20 protein-coding genes and 1 pseudogene are annotated in these 21,800 nt (G+C 69.8%); 5 read left to right on the top strand and 16 right to left on the bottom strand.

All coding sequences use genetic code 11. The annotated features are described in order from the left end of the window. Positions 1-31 precede the first annotated feature (31 nt). Positions 32-703: an endonuclease NucS gene (nucS, locus tag AC3IYI_RS27635; RefSeq protein WP_489406257.1), complete on the top strand. Its 672-nt coding sequence runs from the start codon at positions 32-34 to the stop codon at positions 701-703. A gap of 64 nt (positions 704-767) precedes the next feature. Here the strand turns inward: nucS and AC3IYI_RS27630 are convergent, their stop codons facing one another. The 3 genes from AC3IYI_RS27630 to AC3IYI_RS27620 form a co-directional block, all read right to left on the bottom strand. Next, a complete protein-coding gene (locus tag AC3IYI_RS27630; RefSeq protein WP_489406256.1) occupies positions 768-3,578 on the bottom strand; it encodes an ATP-binding protein in 2,811 nt (936 codons plus the stop codon). 197 nt (positions 3,579-3,775) lie between these two features. Continuing rightward, on the bottom strand, positions 3,776-4,099 hold the full coding sequence (locus tag AC3IYI_RS27625) for an STAS domain-containing protein (protein WP_243336243.1): 324 nt from the start codon (positions 4,097-4,099) through the stop codon (positions 3,776-3,778). Between the two features lie 159 nt (positions 4,100-4,258). After that, positions 4,259-5,107 carry a 3-hydroxyacyl-CoA dehydrogenase family protein gene (locus tag AC3IYI_RS27620; protein WP_489406255.1) on the bottom strand — a complete coding sequence of 283 codons (849 nt, stop codon included), beginning with the start codon at positions 5,105-5,107 and terminating at the stop codon, positions 4,259-4,261. 199 nt (positions 5,108-5,306) lie between these two features. Here AC3IYI_RS27620 and AC3IYI_RS27615 point away from each other — a divergent pair, with 199 nt between their 5' ends. Beyond that, positions 5,307-5,879 carry a cob(I)yrinic acid a,c-diamide adenosyltransferase gene (locus tag AC3IYI_RS27615; RefSeq protein ID WP_388506957.1) on the top strand — a complete coding sequence of 191 codons (573 nt, stop codon included), beginning with the start codon at positions 5,307-5,309 and terminating at the stop codon, positions 5,877-5,879. Positions 5,880-5,991: 112 nt separating this feature from the next. Here the strand turns inward: AC3IYI_RS27615 and AC3IYI_RS27610 are convergent, their stop codons facing one another. Next, positions 5,992-6,561, bottom strand: a complete 570-nt coding sequence (locus AC3IYI_RS27610; RefSeq protein WP_489406254.1) for a hypothetical protein — start codon at positions 6,559-6,561, stop codon at positions 5,992-5,994. 157 nt (positions 6,562-6,718) lie between these two features. On the opposite strand from AC3IYI_RS27610, the gene AC3IYI_RS27605 reads away from it, so the two are divergent. The 3 genes and pseudogenes from AC3IYI_RS27605 to AC3IYI_RS27595 all read left to right on the top strand — a co-directional run bounded on the left by AC3IYI_RS27605 (position 6,719) and on the right by AC3IYI_RS27595 (position 10,199). Continuing rightward, the gene (locus AC3IYI_RS27605; protein WP_489406253.1) at positions 6,719-7,906 is read left to right on the top strand and encodes a sensor histidine kinase; all 1,188 of its coding nucleotides are present in this window, start codon (positions 6,719-6,721) and stop codon (positions 7,904-7,906) included. Continuing rightward, a pseudogene (locus tag AC3IYI_RS27600) lies at positions 7,867-8,148 on the top strand (response regulator transcription factor); the annotation flags it as partial. The gene AC3IYI_RS27605 and the pseudogene AC3IYI_RS27600, both read left to right, overlap by 40 nt. A 203-nt stretch (positions 8,149-8,351) precedes the next feature. Further along, positions 8,352-10,199: a glycosyl hydrolase family 18 protein gene (locus AC3IYI_RS27595; RefSeq protein WP_489406252.1), complete on the top strand. Its 1,848-nt coding sequence runs from the start codon at positions 8,352-8,354 to the stop codon at positions 10,197-10,199. Positions 10,200-10,373: 174 nt separating this feature from the next. Here AC3IYI_RS27595 and AC3IYI_RS27590 read toward each other — a convergent pair whose 3' ends face one another. From AC3IYI_RS27590 to glyA, 12 genes are all read right to left on the bottom strand, one after another. Further along, positions 10,374-10,823 carry a DUF2550 domain-containing protein gene (locus AC3IYI_RS27590; RefSeq protein ID WP_243336234.1) on the bottom strand — a complete coding sequence of 150 codons (450 nt, stop codon included), beginning with the start codon at positions 10,821-10,823 and terminating at the stop codon, positions 10,374-10,376. A 155-nt stretch (positions 10,824-10,978) separates the two neighbouring features. Further along, positions 10,979-11,353, bottom strand: coding sequence for a F0F1 ATP synthase subunit epsilon (locus tag AC3IYI_RS27585; protein WP_351374991.1), 375 nt, complete (start codon positions 11,351-11,353; stop codon positions 10,979-10,981). A gap of 129 nt (positions 11,354-11,482) precedes the next feature. After that, positions 11,483-12,925, bottom strand: coding sequence for a F0F1 ATP synthase subunit beta (atpD, locus tag AC3IYI_RS27580; protein WP_112448431.1), 1,443 nt, complete (start codon positions 12,923-12,925; stop codon positions 11,483-11,485). Further along, positions 12,925-13,842 carry a F0F1 ATP synthase subunit gamma gene (locus tag AC3IYI_RS27575; RefSeq protein ID WP_489406251.1) on the bottom strand — a complete coding sequence of 306 codons (918 nt, stop codon included), beginning with the start codon at positions 13,840-13,842 and terminating at the stop codon, positions 12,925-12,927. Before AC3IYI_RS27575 ends, atpD begins: the two co-directional genes overlap by 1 nt. Before the next feature lie 20 nt (positions 13,843-13,862). Continuing rightward, on the bottom strand, positions 13,863-15,458 hold the full coding sequence (atpA, locus tag AC3IYI_RS27570; RefSeq protein WP_489406250.1) for a F0F1 ATP synthase subunit alpha: 1,596 nt from the start codon (positions 15,456-15,458) through the stop codon (positions 13,863-13,865). A 130-nt stretch (positions 15,459-15,588) separates the two neighbouring features. Then, complete coding sequence (locus AC3IYI_RS27565) at positions 15,589-16,404, bottom strand: F0F1 ATP synthase subunit delta (protein WP_489406249.1); 816 nt, start codon at positions 16,402-16,404, stop codon at positions 15,589-15,591. Beyond that, positions 16,401-16,940, bottom strand: coding sequence for a F0F1 ATP synthase subunit B (locus AC3IYI_RS27560; protein ID WP_489406248.1), 540 nt, complete (start codon positions 16,938-16,940; stop codon positions 16,401-16,403). Before AC3IYI_RS27560 ends, AC3IYI_RS27565 begins: the two co-directional genes overlap by 4 nt. 41 nt (positions 16,941-16,981) lie before the next feature. Then, positions 16,982-17,218 carry an ATP synthase subunit c family protein gene (locus AC3IYI_RS27555; protein WP_489406247.1) on the bottom strand — a complete coding sequence of 79 codons (237 nt, stop codon included), beginning with the start codon at positions 17,216-17,218 and terminating at the stop codon, positions 16,982-16,984. An 81-nt stretch (positions 17,219-17,299) separates the two neighbouring features. Then, positions 17,300-18,136: a F0F1 ATP synthase subunit A gene (gene atpB, locus AC3IYI_RS27550; RefSeq protein WP_489411689.1), complete on the bottom strand. Its 837-nt coding sequence runs from the start codon at positions 18,134-18,136 to the stop codon at positions 17,300-17,302. Positions 18,137-18,347: 211 nt separating this feature from the next. Further along, positions 18,348-18,785, bottom strand: a complete 438-nt coding sequence (locus tag AC3IYI_RS27545; RefSeq protein WP_489406246.1) for a Cg1360 family ATP-synthase-associated protein — start codon at positions 18,783-18,785, stop codon at positions 18,348-18,350. A gap of 275 nt (positions 18,786-19,060) precedes the next feature. Further along, a complete protein-coding gene (locus AC3IYI_RS27540) occupies positions 19,061-20,395 on the bottom strand; it encodes an MraY family glycosyltransferase (protein ID WP_489411688.1) in 1,335 nt (444 codons plus the stop codon). Between the two features lie 104 nt (positions 20,396-20,499). Beyond that, positions 20,500-21,732, bottom strand: a complete 1,233-nt coding sequence (gene glyA / locus AC3IYI_RS27535; RefSeq protein ID WP_489406245.1) for a serine hydroxymethyltransferase — start codon at positions 21,730-21,732, stop codon at positions 20,500-20,502. Positions 21,733-21,800 lie beyond the last annotated feature (68 nt).

The following is a 21,800-nucleotide window of genomic DNA, read 5'->3' as shown; positions in this document are numbered from 1 at the left end:
CAGGCCCATCGGTCGAGTAGCGTTGCCGACCATGCGTCTCGTCATTGCCCGCTGCTCCGTCGATTACGCGGGCCGGCTCACCGCCCACCTGCCCTCGGCACCCCGTCTGATCCTCGTGAAGGCCGACGGCAGTGTCTCGATCCACGCGGACGACCGAGCGTACAAACCGCTCAACTGGATGTCCCCGCCCTGCACCCTCAAGGAGGGGAGCGGCGACGACGCCGGCGTCTGGACCGTCGTCAACAAGGCGGGCGAGAAGCTCGTCATCACCATGGAGGAAGTCCTCCACGACTCCTCGCACGAGCTGGGCACCGACCCGGGTCTGATCAAGGACGGGGTCGAGGCCCACCTGCAGGAGCTCCTGGCCGACCGGATCGAGACCCTCGGCGAGGGCTACACGCTGATCCGCCGCGAGTACATGACCGCGATCGGGCCGGTCGACATCCTGTGCCGGGACGCCTCCGGCGCGACGGTGGCGGTCGAGATCAAGCGCCGGGGCGAGATCGACGGCGTCGAACAGCTCACGCGGTACCTGGAGCTCCTGAACCGGGACCCGCACCTGTCACCCGTCAAGGGCATCTTCGCGGCCCAGGAGATCAAGCCCCAGGCCCGTGTCCTGGCGAACGACCGCGGCATGCACTGCGTCGTCCTCGACTACAACGCGATGCGCGGCATCGAGGACGACAAGCTCCGCCTGTTCTAGGGCCTCTCGGCGCGGCGCGGGGCGGGCGGCGACTGCCGTCCGCCCCGGCGGCGCAGACGGGCCGTCAGGGGGCCGTGGTCTCCGTCGCGCCCGTGCCCGTGGGGGATTTCGTCACGGTCGCCGTGGCCGAGGGGCTCGGCGTCCCGGACGGGGACGTGGAGCCGGACGGGCTCGGGGAGGCCGGCGGGCTGCTCACCGGCGGGGCCGAGCTCGTCACCGGCGGCGACGGCGGCTTCACCGGGCTCGACGACGACGGATTCGGCGTCGGCGTGGGAGTCGCCGAGGGGGACTTGCTCGGCGACGGGGTCGTACCCGGTGCCTGCGAGGTGGGGGACGAGGGCTTCGGCTCCGGCGAGGGATCGGTTCCGCTCGGGTCCCCCGTACTCGGCTGCGGCTGCGCCTCCTCCGAGCTCGGGGCCGTGGAGACCGCCGGCGCCTGCGTGGGCTTCTTCTCCTCGTCGGTGGTCATCGCCAGGGCGACCACCGTGCCCAGCACCACCACGGTCACCGCCCCGGCCGCGGCCAGCAGCATCGGCTTGCGGCCGGCTCTCGGCTTCGGCTTGGGCTGGGGCAGCGCCCTGGGCGCCGGAGCCGGCTCTGGGGTGAGCGGGAAGGCGTCCTCGAACACCTCGGCCAGGGTCGCGGGCGCGACGGAGCCCGGCGGCGCCACCGCGGGCACCACCGTCGTGAATGCGTCCGAAGCCCGCGTCGCAGCGCGCTCGGGTACGGGGGCGACCCCGGTACGGCCCGCGAGTGCCTTCGACAGGTTCGCCGGAGTCACGGGAGCCGAGGGCGCCACGGGAACGGACGGCGTCCCGGCAGCACCGGCAGCCAACGAAGTCCCTGCGGCACCGGCAACACCGGGAACGCCCGGAACCCGGGGAACCTCAGCGAACGGCGGAGCCCCTGCGGCCCCCGCAGCCCCCCGAAGCGCAGGAAACGGCGTGATCCCGGCAGCCCGCGGGGGCCTGGCAGGCCCCGGAAGAGCGGGAAGCCCGGGAGTCGATGCAGCCCCGGGAGCCCCAGCAGTCCCCGGCAGCAGCGCAGTCCCCGCGCCCTCCGGAGCCACGGCAGCCCCCGGACCCGACGTCAGACCCAGCAGACCGGCAACCGGCAGGACACCCGGAACACCCGGTGCCCCCGCACCCGGCTGACCCGGCCCGGCCGGCTTCCCCGCTCCCCCGGCCCCGGTCCCGGCCCCGCCCGCAGACGCGGATTCGGACGGCGGAGCCAGTCGCAGCGGCGGCGATATCTGGACCTCCGCCGCCTCGCGGTCGGTGACCAGGGCCAGGGCCCGCCGTCCCGAGACGGTCCCCCGCTTGTCGGCCAGCGCGCCGCGCAGCCCGATCGAGGCCTCCAGTTCGGCCCGCGCCCGGTCGAGCCGGCCCTCGCACAGGGCCAGTACGCCCAGCTCGTGGTGGAAGTACGCCTGCTCCGCGACCTCGCCGGCCTTCCGCGCGGCCTCCGCGCCCGCGCGCAGCACCCGCTCCCAGGCCTCCCAGTGCAGCGAGGCCGCGAACGCCGGTGCGGCCGTCCGCGCGAGCAGTACCGCGGCCACCACGTCGGCCCCGGCCAGCGCCGAGAGCACCGCGTCGGCCTCCGCCGCGACCCGCTCGGGGTTGACGGAGGTGTGCCCGGTCCACCAGGCGTAGTGACGGGCGGCCGTACGGGCCTCCTCGGCCGCGGTGTCCCCGTAGCCGGTCTCCTCCAGCTGTCGCGCGACCCCCTCGGCCAGCCGGTAGCGCGTCCCGACGGGGCTCAGCAGCCCGCAGTCGAGCAGCTCCGCGACGGCCGTGTCGGCGTGTGTGTCGCCGACCAGCGCGGGCAGGTGCGCGTGGTGCGGCAGCTCCCCTCCCAGCGCGCAGGCGATCCGCAGCGCGGCCCGCGCCGACTCGCTGACCCGCGAGGCGAGCAGCTCCGCCGGAGCGGCGCCCTCGGCCAGCGTCGGCAGCGGCACGAAGACGGTATCGCGCGGCTTCTCCTCGAAGACGCCGGGCTCCTCGTCCTCGTCGTCCTCGTCGAACAGGCCGGTCCGGTTGAGCTCGTCGCGCTGGCGCAGGAGCGCGGCCGCCTGCACGAAGCGCAGCGGCAGCCCTTCGGAGGCGAAGCTCAGGTCCCCGGCCCAGGCCGTTTCCTCGTCCGTCAGCGGCCGCCCGGCGCCCGCTTCGAGCAGGGCCACGCAGTCGGCACGGGCCAGCCCGCCGAGGAAGACCTCTTCGAGGTGCGAGTCGTCGGAGGGGGCCCGGGTGTCGGGGGTGGCGGCCAGCAGGTACGCGCACTCCGGCGTGGCCCGCAGTAGTTCGTCGAGGGCGGTGCCGCCCATGTCGAGGTCGTCGACGAGGACGACGGCGCCTATCTCCGCCACCCGGGCGAGGAGTCCGGCCCGGTCGGGGCGTTCGGCCGGAGCCTCGTACACGGTGGCGTACAGCGCCTGGAGCAGCTCGCCGGGCTGCTGGTGTCCCTGCCCGCTGAGACGTACGACCCCGTCGGGGGCGAGGTCCGCGCAGGCGTCGGCGACCGCGTCGAGCAGCACCGTGCGTCCGGATCCGGACGGCCCGGTCAGCCGTATGGAGCGGCCGCGCGTGAGGAGGCGTACGAGGCGGTCGAGTTCCTCCTCGCGGCCCAGCAGGGGCCGCGCACCGGCCGGGGCGCCCGGCGGTACGGCGGGCCGTGCGGCGGCCGCCGCGGAGGCACGGGCGGCGGGGGTGCGCTTGACGGGAGTGGGGACGGGCTCGCCGCCGGGACGGTGCGTCCGGACGATCTCGCTGCCGTCGACGGGGTTCACGGTGAGGGTGAGGTCCCCGGACGTCAGCGTCACCACCCGTGCCGGCGCCTCCGCCGGATCGGCCTGCCCCTGTGTGCTGCTGCGGTCCATGACCAAGTCCCCCGATCGCGCCGTGCGCCCTCGTCTCGCCCGGCCTTCGCTCACGCCGCTGTCGCTAGTGGTCCGGTTTCCGCCCGAACCCTAGACCGTGCCCGGTGGGGCGTGAACCGCAGGGGTGCCTTCACCACCGGACCGTTACGTTTGCGCAGGCCCTGTGGAGCGGGCCCTCACGTGACCGGCGTACGGGGTCACGCGCGCGGCAGCGATTCCGCTTCGAGCCCGCCCTCGATCGCGAGGATCCGGTGCAGCCGGGTCGCCACGAGCAGTCGCTGCATCTGTGGCGGGACACCGCGCAGGACGAGCCGGCGGCCGGTCCGGCCGGCCCGGCGGTGGGCGCCCATGATCACGCCGAGGCCCGTCGCGTCCCAGGAGTCGAGCCCGGTGAGGTCCAGCACGAGGTCGCCGTGACCATCGTCCAGGGCGGTGTGCAGGACCGTACGGGCGTCCGCCGCGCTGCGCACGTCGAGGCGACCCCCGACAGCGAGTTCGGCGTGGTCGCCCCTGATGTGCATGTGTACTCCCGGCAGCGCGGTACTGATTGCGTATGGTCCGACTGGTCCGTGGTCGGCAACTCTCACTGCAACTGACTGCCTCAGGGGCAGGGAAGTTGCCGACCGTGAGCGAACCGATACCTAATTCACCCCATGGGGTGCAGGCATTCGAACTGGTGCTCAGTGCTTGTAGAAGCCCTGACCGCTCTTGCGGCCGATGTCACCCGCGTCCACCATGCGGCGCATCAGCTCCGGCGGTGCGAACTTCTCGTCCTGGGACTCCGTGTAGATGTTGCTGGTGGCGTGCAGCAGGATGTCGACGCCGGTGAGGTCCGCGGTGGCCAGCGGGCCCATCGCGTGCCCGAAGCCGAGCTTGCAGGCGATGTCGATGTCCTCGGCCGAGGCGACGCCCGATTCGTACAGCTTCGCCGCTTCGACGACCAGTGCCGAAATGAGACGGGTCGTCACGAATCCGGCGACGTCGCGGTTGACGACGATGCAGGTCTTGCCGACCGACTCGGCGAACGCCCGGGTGGTGGCGAGGGTTTCGTCGCTCGTCTTGTAGCCGCGCACGAGCTCGCACAGCTGCATCATCGGGACCGGCGAGAAGAAGTGCGCGCCGACGACCCGCTCCGGACGCTCCGTCACGGCCGCGATCTTGGTGATCGGGATGGCGGAGGTGTTGGAGGCCAGGATCGCGTCCTCGCGCACGAGCTTGTCGAGCGCGCGGAAGATCTCGTGCTTGACCTCCAGCTTCTCGAAGACGGCCTCGACGACGATGTCGGCGTCAGCGACCGCTTCGAGCTCGGTGGTCGTGGTGATGCGGGCGAGCGCCGCCTCGGCGTCCTCGGCCGTCAGCTTGCCCTTGGCGACGAACCTGTCGTACGAGGCCTTGATCCCGTCGGTACCGCGCGTCAGAGCGGCATCGGTCACGTCGCGCAGCACGACGTCCCAACCCGCCTGAGCGGAGACCTGCGCGATTCCGGAACCCATCAGTCCGGCACCGATGACGGCGAGCTTCCCAGCCACTGCACACCCCACGTTCTTCCCTAGGACACGGCCTCAGATATGGCACAGCCTCGTTCGTTCTCCGGCGGAGACTAGCGTCCGCGAGGGGCCCAGTGACCGCGAAGTAACACGCGTCACGTCTCAGATGACGGACATCACACCGGGACGGCCCAGCAGTGCGACAGGGGCCTGCAGTTGGCCCACGCCCTAAGGTGGCGGCATGGTGAACCTCACGCGCATCTACACCCGCACCGGCGACAAGGGCACGACCGCACTGGGCGACATGAGCCGCACGGCCAAGACCGATTTGCGGATCTCGGCGTACGCCGACGCCAACGAGGCCAACGCGGCCATCGGAACGGCGATCGCGCTCGGCTCGCTGTCCGCCGATGTCGTGAAGGTCCTGGTCCGTGTGCAGAACGACCTGTTCGACGTGGGCGCCGACCTCTGCACCCCGGTCGCCGAGAACCCGGAGTACCCGCCGCTGCGCGTCGAGCAGTTCTACGTGGACAAGCTGGAGGCCGACTGCGACCTCTTCAACGGCGAGCTGGAGAAGCTCCGCAGCTTCATCCTCCCCGGCGGCACCCCCGGCGCGGCCCTCCTGCACCAGGCCTGCACGGTGGTCCGGCGCGCCGAGCGCTCCACGTGGGCGGCCCTGGAGGCACACGGCGAGGTCATGAACCCGCTGACGGCCACCTACCTCAACCGCCTCTCCGACCTTCTCTTCATCCTGGCCCGCACGGCCAACAAGGAGGTCGGCGACGTCCTGTGGGTCCCGGGCGGCGACCGCTAGAACGTCCCGCCCGGCCCTGCCGGTGCGCAGCCTCCCCACGGTCCCCACGGTCGCCACGGTCGCGATGACCCGGATGTGCCGTCAGCGGCAGAACGAGGCCGTCCCGCGAAACCTAGGGCGTGTCCGCGGAGTCGCGCAGGCCGGCCTTCGCCGCCGGCGCCCGCTTCGGCCACACCGTATAGGTGACGGCGATCAGGGCGTGGATGCCGACCACCCGCAGGGACGTGAGCTGCCACCCGCGCAGCACGGTGGTGTCGCCCGAACTCCCGACGTACCAGATCGCGGCCTGCAGCAGGCCGGCCGCGACGGCCGCCGCGAGGACGGTCCGCGCGACCAGCTTCCATTCGTGGACGGCCCGCGCCCCGCCGTGGCCGGCGCCGGCCGGCTTCGGGCCCCCGGCCAGCCGGTGCGCGGCGTGGCCGTCGAGCCAGCGCACCGTGTAGTGCCCGTAGGCGACGGTGTAGCCGAGGTACAGGGCGGCGAGCCCGTGCTTCCAGTCCGGCTCGGCGCCGCCGCGCAGGTCCACCGCGGTGGCCACCAGCAGCACCAGCTCCAGGAGCGGCTCGCACAGCAGGACGGCCGCGCCGGTCTTCGGCATCTTCGCGAGGTAGCGCAGGGCCAGGCCGCCGGTCAGCAGGACCCAGAAGCCGACTTCACAGGCGATGATCAGGGTGACGAGCACGGGAGTCTCCGTTCCTGCGGTGGGGGGATGTCTCCAGCTTCCCGCCCGGTTCGCACCGATTCCTCGTCGCCGATGACGAATGCCGCGGGGCCGCCCTGCATCCTTCGATGTACGGCGCCTCGGCCGCGACGGCGATGCCCGTCCCCGCCGGAGCCTGTTGGATGGGCCCGTGACCCTCAAGACTCCGGCGACCCTCAAGATCGGGCCACCGCACCGCGACGACGTCCTGCTCGCCGTGGTCAGCGTGGCCGCCGGCCTGCTTCTGTGGTCGCTCGGGGTGTACAGCTCCCCCACCCGGGACCTCCTCCCGGCGTGGGCCGCCCTGGTCCCGCTCATCACCCTCGGCGCGATGGAGCTGCTGCGCCGCAGCATGCCCCGGGTGACCCTGGCGGTCGGCACCCTCGGGGTGGTCGCCGACCAGTTCACGGTGGGAAATCTGGCCACCGTACTGATCTTCACCGACCTGATGTACGCGGCCGTCGTCTACGGCAAACCGGCCATGGCCCGCCGCCTCCCGGTGACCACCGGCCTGATCACCGTCGCCGTCACCATCGCCTCCGTGGCCTGGCTGCGCACTCCGCAGGCGCTGATGATCGGCGTGATCACCGGCATCGTGAGCTTCGGTCCGGCGCTGACCGGAGCCACCCTGCGCAACCACCGGGAGGCCGCCGTGGCCGCCCGGCTGCGCGCCGAGCAGACCGCGCTGCTGGCCGAAATGGACCGGGCGCAGGCGGTCGTCGCCGAGCGGGCCCGGATGGCCCGCGAACTGCACGACATGGTGGCCAACCACCTCTCCGCCATCGCGATCCACTCCACCGCCGCGCTCTCCATCGACTCCCCCGCCACCAGCCGCGAGGCGCTCGGGGTGATCCGGGAGAACAGCGTGCAGGGACTGGCCGAGATGCGCCGCCTGATCGGACTGCTGCGGGACGCGGGCGCCGGACAGGAGGCCGTCGCGACGCCCTCGCTGGACGGGCTGGCCGCCCTGCTGGACCAGGCCCGTACGAACGGGGCGGCGAGCGGGCTGGACTTCGTACTCCTCGACGACCGGCCCGGGAGCCCCGCCGAGGCCGGGGCGGCCGGGAGCGCCCGTCCAACCCGCGAGCCGCTGCCCGCCCCGGTGGAGCTGGCGGCGTACCGGATCGTCCAGGAGTCGCTGACCAACGCCCTGAAGCACGCCGCCCCGGGCACGGCCACCGTCCGCCTGGCCCACGACCGCCCGCCGGGCGGGAGCGACGGCCGGGGCGGGGGCGGCGCGCTGCACGTCGTGGTCGACTCCCCCTACGGGGAACGCCCCGGCCCCCGCGCGGACGCGGTCTGGCGGGTGCGGCGACCCGCCGGCTGATCGCGGAGTTCGCCGATCCGCGACCCGTACGGGTGCCCGTGCCGGCGAGGGTGCAATCGCTGATCCCGCGCGAGCGGGAGGTCCTGGGGCGCCTGGGCGAGGGTCTGTCGAACGCGGAGATCGCGGTGCGCCTGGAGATGGCGGAGGCGACGGCGAAGACCCACGTCAGCCGGGTGCTGGCCAAGCTGGAGCTGCGCAGCCGGGTCCAAGCGGCCGTGCTGGCACAGGAGTTGGGGCTCTAGCCGAATCCGTCCGGAAACAAGTCCGAGGCCGCTACGGGAGGTCTGGACCTCTTGACGGTTGGTCCAGACCTTTCTACTCTCACGCACAACTGTGGTGAGCGTGCCATGACAAGACGTCATCCGGGCACGCTCACGGGCGGCGCAGGTCCCACCCCCATGCAGCGGCCGTCCCCACGGCCGCTGCGGACCTCGGAGGAGCACCCTTGAGCACAGCACCCCCACGACGCGCACCGCTGTTTCGAAGAGTCGCGGCCGCACTGGCCGTCCTCACCCTGCCCCTCGCCGGACTGGTGGCCATCGCCGGTCCCGCCGAGGCAGCCGCCTCGGCCACCGCGACGTACACCAAGGTCTCCGACTGGGGCTCCGGCTTCGAGGGCAAGTGGACGGTGAAGAACACCGGCACGACCACCCTCAGCAGCTGGACCGTGGAGTGGGACTACCCGGCCGGCACCGCCGTCACGTCCGCCTGGGACGCCACCGTCACCAGCTCGGGCACCCACTGGACCGGCAAGAACGTCGGCTGGAACGGCACCCTCGCCCCCGGCGCCACCATCAGCTTCGGCTTCAACGGCACGGGCTCCGGCGCCCCCAGCGGCTGCAAGGTCAACGGCGGCAGCTGCGACGGCGGCACCACCCCCACCGACAATCCGCCCAGCGCCCCCGGCACCCCCACGGCCAGCGGCGTGACGGACACCAGCCTGACCCTCGGATGGGCCGCGGCCACCGACGACAAGGGCATCAAGAACTACGACGTCTTCCGCGGCGGCGCCAAGATCGCCACCGTCACCAGCCCCACCTACACCGACTCGGGCCTGACCAAGGGCACGGCCTACACCTACACGGTCACCGCCCGCGACACCATCGACCAGACCGGGCCCTCCTCCGGCCCCCTCTCGGTGACCACCACCGGCGGAGTCGTCGATCCCCCGCCGACGGGCGGCCCCGTCAAGCTCGGCTACTTCACGAACTGGGGCGTCTACCAGCGCAACTACCACGTGAAGAACCTGGTCACCTCCGGCAGCGCCGCGAAGATCACGCACATCAACTACGCCTTCGGCAACGTCCAGGGCGGCAAGTGCACGATCGGTGACGCCTACGCCGACTACCAGAAGACCTACGACGCCGCCTCCAGCGTCTCCGGCACCGCCGACACCTGGGACCAGCCGGTCGCGGGCAACTTCAACCAGCTGCGCCAGCTGAAGAAGAAGTACCCGAACATCAAGGTCCTCTACTCCTTCGGCGGCTGGACCTGGTCCGGCGGCTTCGGACAGGCCGCCGCGAACCCGGCCGCCTTCGCCCAGTCCTGCTACGACCTGGTCGAGGACCCGCGCTGGGCCGACGTCTTCGACGGCATCGACATCGACTGGGAGTACCCGAACGCCTGCGGCCTGTCCTGCGACACCAGCGGGGCCGCCTCCCTGAAGAACGTCCTCTCCGCACTGCGCACGAAGTTCGCCGCCAGCAACCTGGTCACCGCCGCCATCTCCGCCGACGGCTCCAACGGCGGCAAGCTCGACCTCGCCGACTACGCGGGCGCCGCCCAGTACGTCGACTTCTACAACGTCATGACGTACGACTTCTTCGGCGCGTGGGCGGCCCAGGGCCCGACGGCCCCGCACTCCCCGCTCACCTCCTACAGCGGGATCCCGATCGCCGGCTTCAACTCCGAGGCCGCGATCACCAAGCTCAAGGGCAAGGGCATCGCCGGCTCCAAGCTCAACCTCGGCATCGGCTTCTACGGCCGCGGCTGGACCGGCGTCACCCAGGCCACGCCCGGCGGCACCGCCACCGGACCGGCCCCGGGCACCTACGAGCAGGGCATCGAGGACTACAAGGTCCTCAAGAGCAGCTGCCCGTCGACCGGCACCATCGCCGGCACGGCCTACGCCAAGTGCGGCAGCAACTGGTGGAGCTACGACACCCCCGCCACCATCGCCTCGAAGATGACCTGGACCAAGCAGCAGGGTCTCAAGGGAGCCTTCTACTGGGAGTTCAGCGGCGACACCGCGAACGGCGAACTGGCGAGCGCGGTCCACGCCGGCCTCTCGTAACCCCTGACAGCTCGGCCCGGTGAAAGACGAAGCCGGGGAGACGGGTCCGCCCCCGTCTCCCCGGCTTCTCCATTTTTACGCGGCGCTCGCGCGGCTCGGCCCTGGCGGGCCTCCCCGGCTTCGCGCCGCTGCGCCGGACTCCGTCCGGCGGGGACGAACGGGTGCCGCTGGCCGTCAGGCGACGTTTACCCGTTGCCCGGGCGGCGCAGCCTCCAGCCACGCCAGGAAACCGGTCAGCGCGTCATCGCTCATCGCCAGCTCCAGGCGGGTGCCGCGGTGCGCGCAGCAGAGTACGACGGCGTCGGAGAGCAGGGCCAGCTCCTCCTCGCCCTCGGGCGCACGGCGGGCGATGACCTCGATGGAGGACCGCTCCAGCAGCCGGCGCGGCCGTGGGGAGTAGCTGAAGACACGGAACCAGTCGATGCGGTCACCGCTGTAGCGCGCGACCCCGTACACCCAGCCCTTGCCGGAGACGTCGGGTTCCTCGGACACGCCCCAGCGCATGCTGCAGTCGAAGGTGCCGCCGGAGCGCTGGATCAGCCTGCGGCGCAGCCCGAACACAAACAGCCCGATCACCACCAGGGCTACGACGACCAGGCCGCTCACAAGCAGAGCGAGGAGCATCTTTCACCGACCTCCTCGCTCATCGAATAAACCCAAACGACAGCGTTCCTGCCAGACGGAGTCTGGGGGACCCGTATCGCCTCAGCCGCGACCCGGTCCGGAAAATTCCGGAACAGGCCGCGGCTGAGGTTTGAAACTCTTACCAGTACCGGGGCTCAGCGCCCCGAAACCGCGCGCAGCCGGACATCGGCGCGACGCTCGGAGACCGCATCGGTCTCCGCCTTCGCGCGCTCCAGTGCCCGCTCCGCCCGCTCGACGTCGATCTCGTCGGCAAGCTCGGCGATCTCGGCCAGCAGCGACAACTTGTTGTCCGCGAACGAGATGAATCCGCCGTGCACCGCGGCGACAACAGTGTTGCCCCCGACGGTACGGATGGTCACCGGGCCCGATTCCAGCACACCGAGAAGCGGCTGGTGACCGGGCATGACGCCGATGTCGCCGGACGTGGTGCGGGCGACAACCAGGGTGGCCTCGCCGGACCAGACATTCCGGTCCGCCGCGACCAGCTCGACGTGCAGCTCAGCAGCCATGGTGGCTCCTCGGGTCACCACCCGGCGCAATGGCCGGGTGTTGGGTCAAATTCTAATGGGCGTGAGGAGAGGGACGGGACACACCCGCCCCTCTCCGTCAGTCAGCTGTGCTCACGGATGAGCGCGGCTTCAGGAGACGCCCAGCTCCTTGGCGTTGGCCTTGAGGTCCTCAATGCCACCGCACAGGAAGAACGCCTGCTCGGGGAAGTGGTCGTAGTCTCCGTCGCAGATCGCGTTGAAGGCAACGATGGACTCCTCGAGCGGAACGTCCGAACCGTCGACGCCGGTGAACTGCTTGGCGACGTGCGTGTTCTGCGACAGGAAGCGCTCGACGCGACGGGCACGGTGGACAACGAGCTTGTCCTCCTCGCCCAGCTCGTCGATACCGAGGATCGCGATGATGTCCTGGAGGTCCTTGTACTTCTGCAGGATCCCCTTGACGCGCATCGCCGTGGCGTAGTGGTCCGCCGCGATGTACCGCGGGTCGAGGATGCGGGACGTCGAGTCCAGCGGGTCCACGGCCGGGTAGATGCCCTTCTCGGAGATCGGACGGGAAAGAACCGTCGTCGCGTCGAGGTGGGCGAAGGTGGTGGCCGGCGCCGGGTCGGTCAGGTCGTCCGCGGGGACGTAGATCGCCTGCATCGAGGTGATCGAGTGACCGCGGGTCGAGGTGATGCGCTCCTGCAGCAGACCCATCTCGTCAGCCAGGTTCGGCTGGTAACCCACGGCGGACGGCATGCGGCCCAGAAGGGTCGACACCTCCGAACCGGCCTGGGTGTAACGGAAGATGTTGTCGATGAAGAAGAGCACGTCCTGCTTCTGCACATCGCGGAAGTACTCCGCCATGGTCAGACCGGCAAGCGCGACGCGAAGACGGGTGCCCGGGGGCTCGTCCATCTGACCGAAGACAAGCGCCGTCTTGTCGATGACGCCGGACTCGGCCATTTCCTCGATGAGGTCGTTGCCCTCACGGGTACGCTCACCGACGCCCGCGAAGACCGACACACCGTCGTGGTTGTTGGCGACGCGGTAGATCATTTCCTGGATCAGAACGGTCTTGCCGACACCGGCACCACCGAACAGACCGATCTTTCCACCCTTGACGTACGGGGTGAGAAGGTCGATGACCTTGACGCCGGTCTCGAACATCTCGGTCTTCGACTCGAGCTCGTCGAAGCGGGGCGCCTTGCGGTGGATCGGCCAGCGCTCGGTGACGTTGGCGTTCTCCTCCGGGTAGTTCAGCACCTCACCGAGGGTGTTGAACACCTTGCCCTTGGTGAAGTCACCGACGGGGACGGTGATGCCCTCGCCCGTGTTGATCACCGTGGCCTGGCGGACCAGACCGTCGGTGGGCTGCATGGAGATGGTGCGGACCAGGCCGTCACCCAGGTGCTGGGCGACTTCCAGGGTCAGCGTCTTCAGCTCGCCGTCCTGGGCCGGGTCGGCCACCTGGACCTTCAGCGCGTTGTAGATCTCGGGCATGGCGTCGACGGGGAACTCCACGTCGACGACCGGGCCGATGACCCGGGCGACGCGGCCCGTGGCGGCGGCCGTCTCAACAGTGGTCGTCATTACTTGTCACTCCCCGCGGTCGCGTCAGCCATGGCGCTCGCGCCACCGACGATCTCGCTGATTTCCTGGGTGATTTCGGCCTGGCGGGCCGCGTTGGCAAGCCGGGAGAGGCTCTTGATGAGATCCCCGGCGTTGTCGGTAGCCGACTTCATCGCGCGGCGGCGGGCGGCGTGCTCGGAAGCGGCCGACTGCAGCAGTGCGTTGTAGATGCGGCTCTCGACGTAGCGCGGCAGAAGGGCGTCGAGGACGTCCTCCGCCGACGGCTCGAAGTCGAACAGCGGAAGGATCTCGCCCTTCGCGCCGGTCTCCTCCGCGGCCTGGTCAAGGCTGAGCGGCAGCATCCGGCCGTCCACCGCGTTCTGCGTCATCATCGACACGAATTCCGTGTAGACGATGTGCAGCTCGTCGACGCCACCCTCGGCCGTAACCGTCTGGATGGCCTCGATCAGCGGCGCCGCGACGCGCTTGGCGTCGGCGTAGGCCGGGCTGTCGGTGAAGCCGGTCCACGACTCCGCGACCTTGCGCTCGCGGAAGCCGTAGTAGGCGACACCCTTACGGCCGACGATGTACGTGTCGACCTCCTTGCCCTCGCCGCGCAGCCGCTCGGTGAGCCGCTCCGCCTGCTTGAGGGCGTTCGAGGAGTAGCCGCCGGCCAGACCGCGGTCGCTCGTGATGAGCACGATCGCGGCGCGCACCGGCGCCTCGACCTCCGTGGTCAGGGCGTGCTTGGTGTTCGAACCGGTCGCCACCGCGGTCACCGCACGGGTGAGCTCGGTCGCGTACGGCATCGACGCCGCCACCTTGCGCTGCGCCTTGACGATGCGCGAGGCGGCGATCATCTCCATCGCCTTGGTGATCTTCTTGGTCGCCGTGATGGCACGGATGCGACGCTTGTAGACCCGGAGCTGCGCTCCCATGAGTCAGGTCCCTTCCGTCGTCACTTGGAGACGTTGACGGCCGGTACGTCCTCGCCCAGGAGCTTGCCGTCCGAGGTCTCGAACTGCCGCTTGAAGTTGGCGATGGCGTCGGCGATGGACGTCAGGGTGTCGTCCGACATCTTGCCGCCGTCCGCGATGGAGGTGAGGAGCTCCTTGCGCTCGAGGCGCAGGTGGTCCAGCAGCTCCGACTCGAAGCGACGGATGTCGTTGACCGGGACGTCGTCCATCTTGCCGGTGGTGCCGGCCCAGACGGAGACGACCTGCTCCTCGACGGGCATCGGCTGGTACTGGCCCTGCTTCAGCAGCTCCACCAGACGCTTGCCGCGCTCCAGCGAAGACTTCGAAGCGGCGTCCAGGTCGGAACCGAAGGCGGCGAACGCCTCCAGCTCACGGTACTGGGCGAGGTCCAGGCGCAGACGGCCGGAAACCTGCTTCATGGCCTTGTGCTGGGCCGAGCCACCGACGCGGGAGACCGAGATACCGACGTTCAGCGCCGGGCGCTGGCCCGCGTTGAACAGGTCGGACTCAAGGAAGCACTGGCCGTCGGTGATGGAGATGACGTTGGTCGGGATGAACGCCGACACGTCGTTCGCCTTGGTCTCGACGATCGGCAGACCGGTCATCGAACCGGCACCCATGTCGTCGGAGAGCTTGGCGCAACGCTCCAGCAGACGGGAGTGCAAGTAGAAGACGTCGCCCGGGTAGGCCTCGCGGCCCGGCGGACGGCGCAGCAGCAGCGACACGGCGCGGTAGGCGTCGGCCTGCTTCGACAGGTCATCGAAGATGATCAGGACGTGCTTGCCGGCGTACATCCAGTGCTGGCCGATGGCCGAACCGGTGTACGGCGCCAGGTACTTGAAGCCTGCCGGGTCGGACGCCGGGGCGGCGACGATCGTCGTGTACTCGAGCGCACCGGCGTCTTCCAGGGCGCCGCGAACGGACGCGATGGTCGAGCCCTTCTGGCCGATGGCGACGTAGATGCAGCGAACCTGCTTGTTCACGTCGCCCGAGCGCCAGTTGTCGCGCTGGTTGATGATCGTGTCGACGGCCAGAGCGGTCTTTCCGGTCTGACGGTCACCGATGATCAGCTGACGCTGACCACGGCCGACCGGCACCATCGCGTCGATGGCCTTGTAGCCGGTCTGCATCGGCTCGTGGACCGACTTGCGGACCATGACGCCGGGCGCCTGCAGCTCGAGGGCGCGGCGGCCCTCGGTCGCGATCTCGCCGAGGCCGTCGATCGGGTTGCCGAGCGGGTCGACAACGCGGCCGAGGTAACCCTCGCCGACGCCGACGGAGAGCACCTCACCGGTGCGCTGCACCGGCTGGCCCTCCTCGATACCGCTGAACTCGCCGAGGACGACGGCGCCGATCTCGCGCTCGTCGAGGTTCAGGGCGAGACCAAGGGTTCCGTCCTCGAACTTCAGCAGCTCGTTCGCCATGGCGGAGGGCAGGCCCTCCACCTTCGCGATGCCGTCGCCGGCAACGCTGACCGTACCGACCTCCTCGCGCGAGGCCGCGTCCGGCTGGTACGACTGGACAAAGTTCTCCAGTGCGTCCCGGATCTCCTCCGGCCGGATCGTGAGCTCCGCCATCTGGGTTCCCTGCTCTCCTTGTTGGGCCTGAAGCTTCTTAGGGGTCTGGGGGCGACCCCCAGGAATCTTCTGCAAGTTCTGCACGGCCCAACCGGGCCGCTAGGAATGCTTCGTACTAATTTGTGGCTGGTCAGCCGGCCATGCGGCGCGACGCCTCGGCGATGCGGTCCGCGATGGTGCCGTCGATGACCTCGTCGCCGACCCGCACCGAGATCCCGCCGAGGACCGTGGGGTCCACGTCGAGGTTCAGGTGCATCGGGCGGCCGTACAGCTTGGCCAGCACCGCGCCGAGACGCTGCTTCTGGACGTCGCTGAGCGGAACCGCGGTGGTCACGGTGGCGACCATGCGGCCACGACGCTCGGCGGCGACCTTCGAAAGGGACTCGAGGCCCGCTTCCAGGCTACGTCCACGCGGGTGCGTGACGAGACGCGTGACCAGCCGCTCGGTGACGGCGTTCGCCTTGCCTCCGAGCAGGCTGCGCAGCAGCTGGCTCTTGGCGGCGGCGGTGGCCGACCGGTCGGTCAGTGCTGCGCGCAGCTCGGTGCTCGAAGTGACGATCCGGCCGAACCGGAACAGCTCGTCCTCGACGTCGTCGAGGCCTCCGCTGCTCTGGGCCGCCGTGAGGTCGGCGGTGGCCGCCAGGACCTCGAGCGAGTCCACCAGGTCACGGGACTGCGACCAGCGGGACCGGACCATGCCGGACACCAGGTCGAGGGTTTCCCCGCCCACCTGGCCGCCGAGCAGACGACCGGCCAGCTCGGCCTTGGCCTCGCCGGACTGCGCCGGGTCCGTGATGACCCGACGCAGCGAGACCTCACGGTCGAGCAGCGCGGTGACGGCCGCCAGCTCGCCGGCGAGCTTCGCCGCGTCGACGGACGTGTTGTCCGTCAGCGCGTCGAGACGCTCGCGGGCGGTGGCCAGCGCGTCGCGGCTCGCTCCGTTCATCGGGCGGCCTCGGCCTTCTCCTCAAGCTCGCTGAGGAAACGGTCGATCGTGCGGCTCTGCCGGGCGTGGTCCTCGAGGGACTCGCCGACAAGCTTTCCGGCCAGGTCGGTCGCCAGCTTGCCGACGTCCTGACGGAGGGCGGAAGAGGCAGCCTTGCGGTCGGCCGCGATCTGGGCGTGACCGGCAGCGATGATCTCCTCACGCTGCCGCTGGCCCTCTGCGCGAAGTTCTTCCTTCAGCGCAGTGCCCTGCTCCAGAGCATCCTGGCGCAGGCGAGCGGCCTCGTGCCGGGCTTCGGCGAGCTGGGCCTTGTACTGCTCCAGCACGCTCTGAGCCTCGGTCTGAGCGGCCTCAGCCTTTTCGATACCGCCTTCGATGGCCTCGCGGCGCTCGTCCAGAACCTTGTTGATGTTCGGGAGGAGCTTCTTCGCGAGGAAACCGAAGACGATGACGAAGGCGATCAGACCGATGACGAGCTCGGGGATCGGCGGAATGAGCGGGTTTTCCAGCTCAGCCGCGAGAACCGGGAGGTTCACATCAGTGCCTTTCGTCTAATCGGACTAGTGGTAGCGGTTCGTCAGTTGTAGACGAACGGCATGACCAGACCGATGAGGGCGAGCGCCTCACAGAAGGCGAAGCCGAGGATCTGGTTGGCGCGGATCAGACCGGCAGCCTCGGGCTGACGGGCAAGAGCCTGGGTGCCGTTACCGAAGATGATGCCGACGCCGACGCCCGGGCCGATGGCCGCGAGACCGTAGCCGACAGAGCTGAGGGAGCCGGTGACGCCGTCGGCGGCAGCGAGGATCTGGGACATGCCAGTTCTTCCTTCTCTTTCATGGACCGGTGGGGGTTGGCCACCGGACGATTCGGGGGGATTGCAGGAGCGAGCTTTCGCTCAGTGGTGCTCGGCGAGCGCGCCCTGCAGGAAGCTGCAGGCCAGGAGGACGAAGACGTACGCCTGGACAGCCTGGATGAAGAGTTCGAACGCGGTCATCACGATGACCATGACGAACGAGACGCCCGCGTAAGCGATGCCGATCCCGTTCAGCAGATACCAGCTGGCGATGGTGAACAGCAGCAGCAGGGTGTGACCCGCGAACATGTTCGCGAAGAGTCGGACCGCGTGCGTGAACGGGCGGACCAGGACGTTCGAGAAGAACTCGATCACCATGACCAGCGGCAGAACCGGGCCGAGCGACTTGTCGTAGCCGGTCAGGTTCTTGAAGCCGCCGACGAAGCCGTGACGCTTGAAGGTCACGCTCATCCACGTCACGTAGACGATCGCCGCGAGGCCTGCCGGGTACGCGATGATCGCGGTCACCGGGAACTGGGCGAGCGGAATGATCGACCAGAGGTTCAGGACCCAGACGAAGAAGAACAGCGAGACCATCAGGGGGACGTACTTCTCGCCCTCCTTCTTGCCCAGCGTCTCGTAGACGATGCCGCGGCGCACGAAGTCGTAGCCGGCCTCTGCCACCATCTGCAGCTTGCCCGGGACGACCTTCGGCTTGCGGAAGGCGGCCCAGAAGAAGGCGACGATGACGACCGTGCCGAGCAGGGCCAGCAGCATCGTCTTGTTGAAGTACGAGCTGCTGTCACCGTCCCCGAAGATCGGCTGGAACAGGAACGAGTGCAGGCCGGGAGCCGGGAAACCACAACCGTCGAAGATGTGGCAATCGGTCTCGAAGGCGAGCACCGTCGTCGGGTCAGCACTCACCGCGGGCTCCTTCAGCGTGGCGCATAGGTACGGCAACCTCGTTGTGTCGGCGCGGCGGACAGCCGCTGTTCGGCACTGGACTGGTGTAACGGATGTGGGGGCGGCGGTCAGGCATCGAGCCTCGCGATGGAACAGGCGTCAGCTTCAGATGCCCGCGCCCGCATTGCCACAGTTGAAACCGGACAATAGCAGCATCCCGAACGCGTACTTATTCCGCCCCTACCCCTCACGACTTCTGACCCGAATTTCCGGGCTTGTCGCCCTTCATCGAGTCAGGTTCGACGTAGAGGATCTTGGCCTTCATATGAGCACGCGCCTGTGCACCGATCCACACGAGGGTGGTGGCGACGAGCGTGATGGCGAAGGCCCGGGGGTTAAACAGGGTCGTGTTCTTGAACACGGCGAGAAAGACGAAGAGCAGCAGGATCTGGGCCGTGTAGAGCATGAGTCCCATGGCCTGGAACAGGTGCGGCAGTGATTTCGCCGTGCGTTGCAGTACGAGGAATCCGATGCCCATGAACAGCATCACCAACACCGTCGCGACGACGGCACCCAGGGCCCCCTTGCCACCGGCGACGATCCCACTGATGACGGCGGCGAGAGCGCCGGCGACAGCCGTGGGAACGGCGGATTGCAGGAGGGATCGGACGTCATCTGACCGCATGGCGGTTTGCTCCGCGTGGTGGTGGGGGCACAGGGACTCGTACGGGACGAGCGTAAGCCCGGTCCGAGTGAGTACCTCGGGCCAATGGACCGTCGCACTACGGCCCTTCGGCTCTGTCGCCGGGTTTAGTGAACGGTATCACAAAGTATTTGATGAGAGCTTTACTCGGAAGGTGTGCCGACTGTCACACATGAGAGTGACCCTGCGCGTGTGTGCGCGACAGCCAAGTGTCTTGTCTGGTAAAGGGCGTTCATGTCCGACATGCGTGCCGGGTGTCAGCGCGAGGACCCCGCCTTGCGCCGGTCGGGGAAACGCGAACGGGGGCCGATGGCGGTCGCCCCGTTGACGCCGGACACACCCGCCGCGATCGGCCGGGCCGGCTCCGGCTCCGCCGCCGCATCGTCCTGCAGGGCCGCCTCGGCGGCCCGTTCCGCGTGCCGGTAGCGCGGCGGGACCAGTCGCTCCGCCCACCGCGGGGCCCGCGGGGTGAAGCGCGGCAGCAGGAGCAGCAGCAGGCCCACGGCGCTCAATGCGGCGATCGCCAGCACGATCCACATCGAGGCGGAATGCACCGAATACGCCACGGCGCCGAAGGCGATCAATCCTGACCAGAAATACATGATGAGCACCGCGCGGCTGTGCGAATGCCCGAGTTCCAGCAGCCGGTGGTGGAGGTGTCCGCGGTCCGCGGCGAAGGGCGACTGGCCCTTCCAGGTGCGCCGCACGATGGCGAGGACCAGGTCCGTCATCGGGATCGCGATGATCGTGAGCGGCAGGATCAGCGGGATGAAGACCGGCAGCATCGCGTGGGTCGCGTTGCGCTCGCCGCCCACGAACAGCGCCATCGCGTCCGGGTCCACCTGTCCGGTGATGGAGATGGCGGCGGCGGCCAGTACCAGGCCGATGAGCATCGAGCCGGAGTCGCCCATGAAGATCCGGGCGGGATGCATGTTGTGCGGCAGGAAGCCGAGGCACATGCCCATCAGGATGGCGGCGAAGAGCGTCGCGGGCGCGGCCGCCTCGATCCCGTAACCGAACCAGATCCGGTACCCGTAGAGGAAGAACGCGCAGGTGGCGATGCAGACCATGCCGGCGGCGAGGCCGTCGAGGCCGTCCACGAAGTTCACCGCGTTGATGGTGATCACGACGAGGGCCACGGTGAGCAGGTTGCCCTGCCACGGGGTGAGCGCGACCGTCCCGATCCCCGGGACCGGGATCCACAGGATGGTCAGGCCCTGCATGCACATCACGCCGGCGGAGATCATCTGTGCGCCGAGCTTGATCAGGGCGTCGAGCTCGAACTTGTCGTCGAGTACGCCGACCAGCCAGATCAGGGCCGCTCCGGAGAGCAGGGCCCGCGGCTCGTTCGACAGCTCGAATACGCCGTTGAGGTTCTGCAGGTGGTCCGCGACGAGCAGGCCGGCGCACAGTCCGCCGAACATCGCGATGCCGCCGAGCCGCGGAGTGGGCTCCCGGTGCACGTCGCGGGCGCGGATCTCGGGCATCGCGCCCACGGCGATCGCGAACTTCCGCACGGGCCCGGTGAGTAGATAAGTCACCGCGACCGTGACGCAAAGCGTCAGCAGATATTCACGCACGGGCTGCCCCAGATGTATCGCCGGCCATCTCAGCCCCACACACTAGCTGCGAAGTACTCGCTGTCGGGGACGCGCAGGGGCGGTATCCCGGTTGCGCTACGTCGCTGTTGCCCCGCTTAAACCCCATACGGTGGAAAAGTGACCACCAGCTCGTTGACGTCCCTACGGATCTTCGCCGGCTCCCCGCCGGTCAGCGCGGCCGTGAACAGCGCGGCGATCCGGCCCATCTCCTCCTCCCCCATGCCCTGCGTGGTCACCGCCGCGGTGCCGAGGCGGATCCCGCGCTGGTCACCGTAGGGAAGGGCGCAGGTGTCCAGCACGATCCCGGCGGCGGCCAGCCGGCCCCGGGCTCCCGCACCGTCGAGGCCCAGCGGTGCGGGATCGGCGGTGATCAGGTGGGTGTCGGTCCCCCCGGTCGTGATCGCGAACCCGCGGGCGGCGAGCGCGTCGGCCAGGGCGCGGCCATTGGCGACGACCCGGTGCGCGTACGAGGTGAAGGCGGGCCCGGCTGCCTCGCCGAAGGCCACGGCCTTGGCGGCGATGGTGTGCATCTGCGGGCCGCCCTGGGTGAAGGGGAACACCGCCCGGTCGATCCGCTCCGCGAACTCGGCCCCGCACAGGATCATCCCGCCGCGCGGACCCCGGAGCACCTTGTGGGTGGTGGCCACGACGATGTCCGCGTAGGGCACGGGGCTGGGCGCGGCCCCGCCGGCCACGAGCCCGATGGGGTGGGCGGCGTCGGCGATCAGGAAGGCTCCGACCTCGTCGGCGATCTCCCGGAACACGGAGTACTCGGGGTGCCTCGGGTAGGAGATGGACCCGCACACGATGGCCTTGGGCCGGTGCTCGTGCGCGAGCCGCTGCACCTGGGCGTAGTCGATGAGCCCGGTCGCGGCGTCCACTCCGTACCCGACGAAGTCGAACCAGCGCCCGGAGAAGTTGGCGGGCGACCCGTGGGTGAGGTGTCCCCCGGAGGTGAGCGCCATGGCCAGCACGGTGTCCCCGGGCCGCAGCAGCGCGGCGTACGCGGCGAGCACGGCGGCGGATCCGGAGTGCGGCTGCACGTTCGCGTGCTCGGCGCCGAAGAGGGCGCGGGCCCGCTCGACGGCGATCTGCTCGGCGAGGTCGGCGTACTCGCAGCCGCCGTGGTGGCGGGCGCCGGGGTACCCCTCGGCGTACTTGTTGGTGAGTGCCGATCCCAGTGCGGTGAGCACGGCGGCCGAGGTGAAGTTCTCGGCGGCGATCAGCTGCAGCCCGGTCGCCTGCCGCTGCCGCTCCCCGTCGAGGACGTCGGCCATCTGCGGATCCTGCTGGCGCAGCAGGTCCAGGGGCTGGGTGATGACGCTCATGGCGCGACTCCAGGGGGGTACCGCATACCGGGTACCAGCCACTGTAGGCCGCCCCTGCCCATCGCGCG

It is taken from the genome of Streptomyces sp. GL_148 (assembly GCF_057834205.1).
This window is presented reverse-complemented; position numbering and strand designations above follow the sequence as displayed.

Bases quoted from the DNA above. Each gene is read 5' to 3' on its own strand.
- nucS (WP_489406257.1), top strand. From the start codon at position 32: ATGCGTCTCGTCATTGCCCGCTGCTCCGTCGATTACGCGGGCCGGCTC.
- AC3IYI_RS27630 (WP_489406256.1), bottom strand. From the start codon at position 3,578: ATGGACCGCAGCAGCACACAGGGGCAGGCCGATCCGGCGGAGGCGCCG.
- AC3IYI_RS27625 (WP_243336243.1), bottom strand. From the start codon at position 4,099: ATGCACATCAGGGGCGACCACGCCGAACTCGCTGTCGGGGGTCGCCTC.
- AC3IYI_RS27615 (WP_388506957.1), top strand. From the start codon at position 5,307: ATGGTGAACCTCACGCGCATCTACACCCGCACCGGCGACAAGGGCACG.
- AC3IYI_RS27590 (WP_243336234.1), bottom strand. From the start codon at position 10,823: ATGCTCCTCGCTCTGCTTGTGAGCGGCCTGGTCGTCGTAGCCCTGGTG.
- AC3IYI_RS27585 (WP_351374991.1), bottom strand. From the start codon at position 11,353: ATGGCTGCTGAGCTGCACGTCGAGCTGGTCGCGGCGGACCGGAATGTC.
- atpD (WP_112448431.1), bottom strand. From the start codon at position 12,925: ATGACGACCACTGTTGAGACGGCCGCCGCCACGGGCCGCGTCGCCCGG.
- AC3IYI_RS27575 (WP_489406251.1), bottom strand. From the start codon at position 13,842: ATGGGAGCGCAGCTCCGGGTCTACAAGCGTCGCATCCGTGCCATCACG.
- atpA (WP_489406250.1), bottom strand. From the start codon at position 15,458: ATGGCGGAGCTCACGATCCGGCCGGAGGAGATCCGGGACGCACTGGAG.
- AC3IYI_RS27565 (WP_489406249.1), bottom strand. From the start codon at position 16,404: ATGAACGGAGCGAGCCGCGACGCGCTGGCCACCGCCCGCGAGCGTCTC.
- AC3IYI_RS27555 (WP_489406247.1), bottom strand. From the start codon at position 17,218: ATGTCCCAGATCCTCGCTGCCGCCGACGGCGTCACCGGCTCCCTCAGC.
- AC3IYI_RS27545 (WP_489406246.1), bottom strand. From the start codon at position 18,785: ATGCGGTCAGATGACGTCCGATCCCTCCTGCAATCCGCCGTTCCCACG.
- glyA (WP_489406245.1), bottom strand. From the start codon at position 21,732: ATGAGCGTCATCACCCAGCCCCTGGACCTGCTGCGCCAGCAGGATCCG.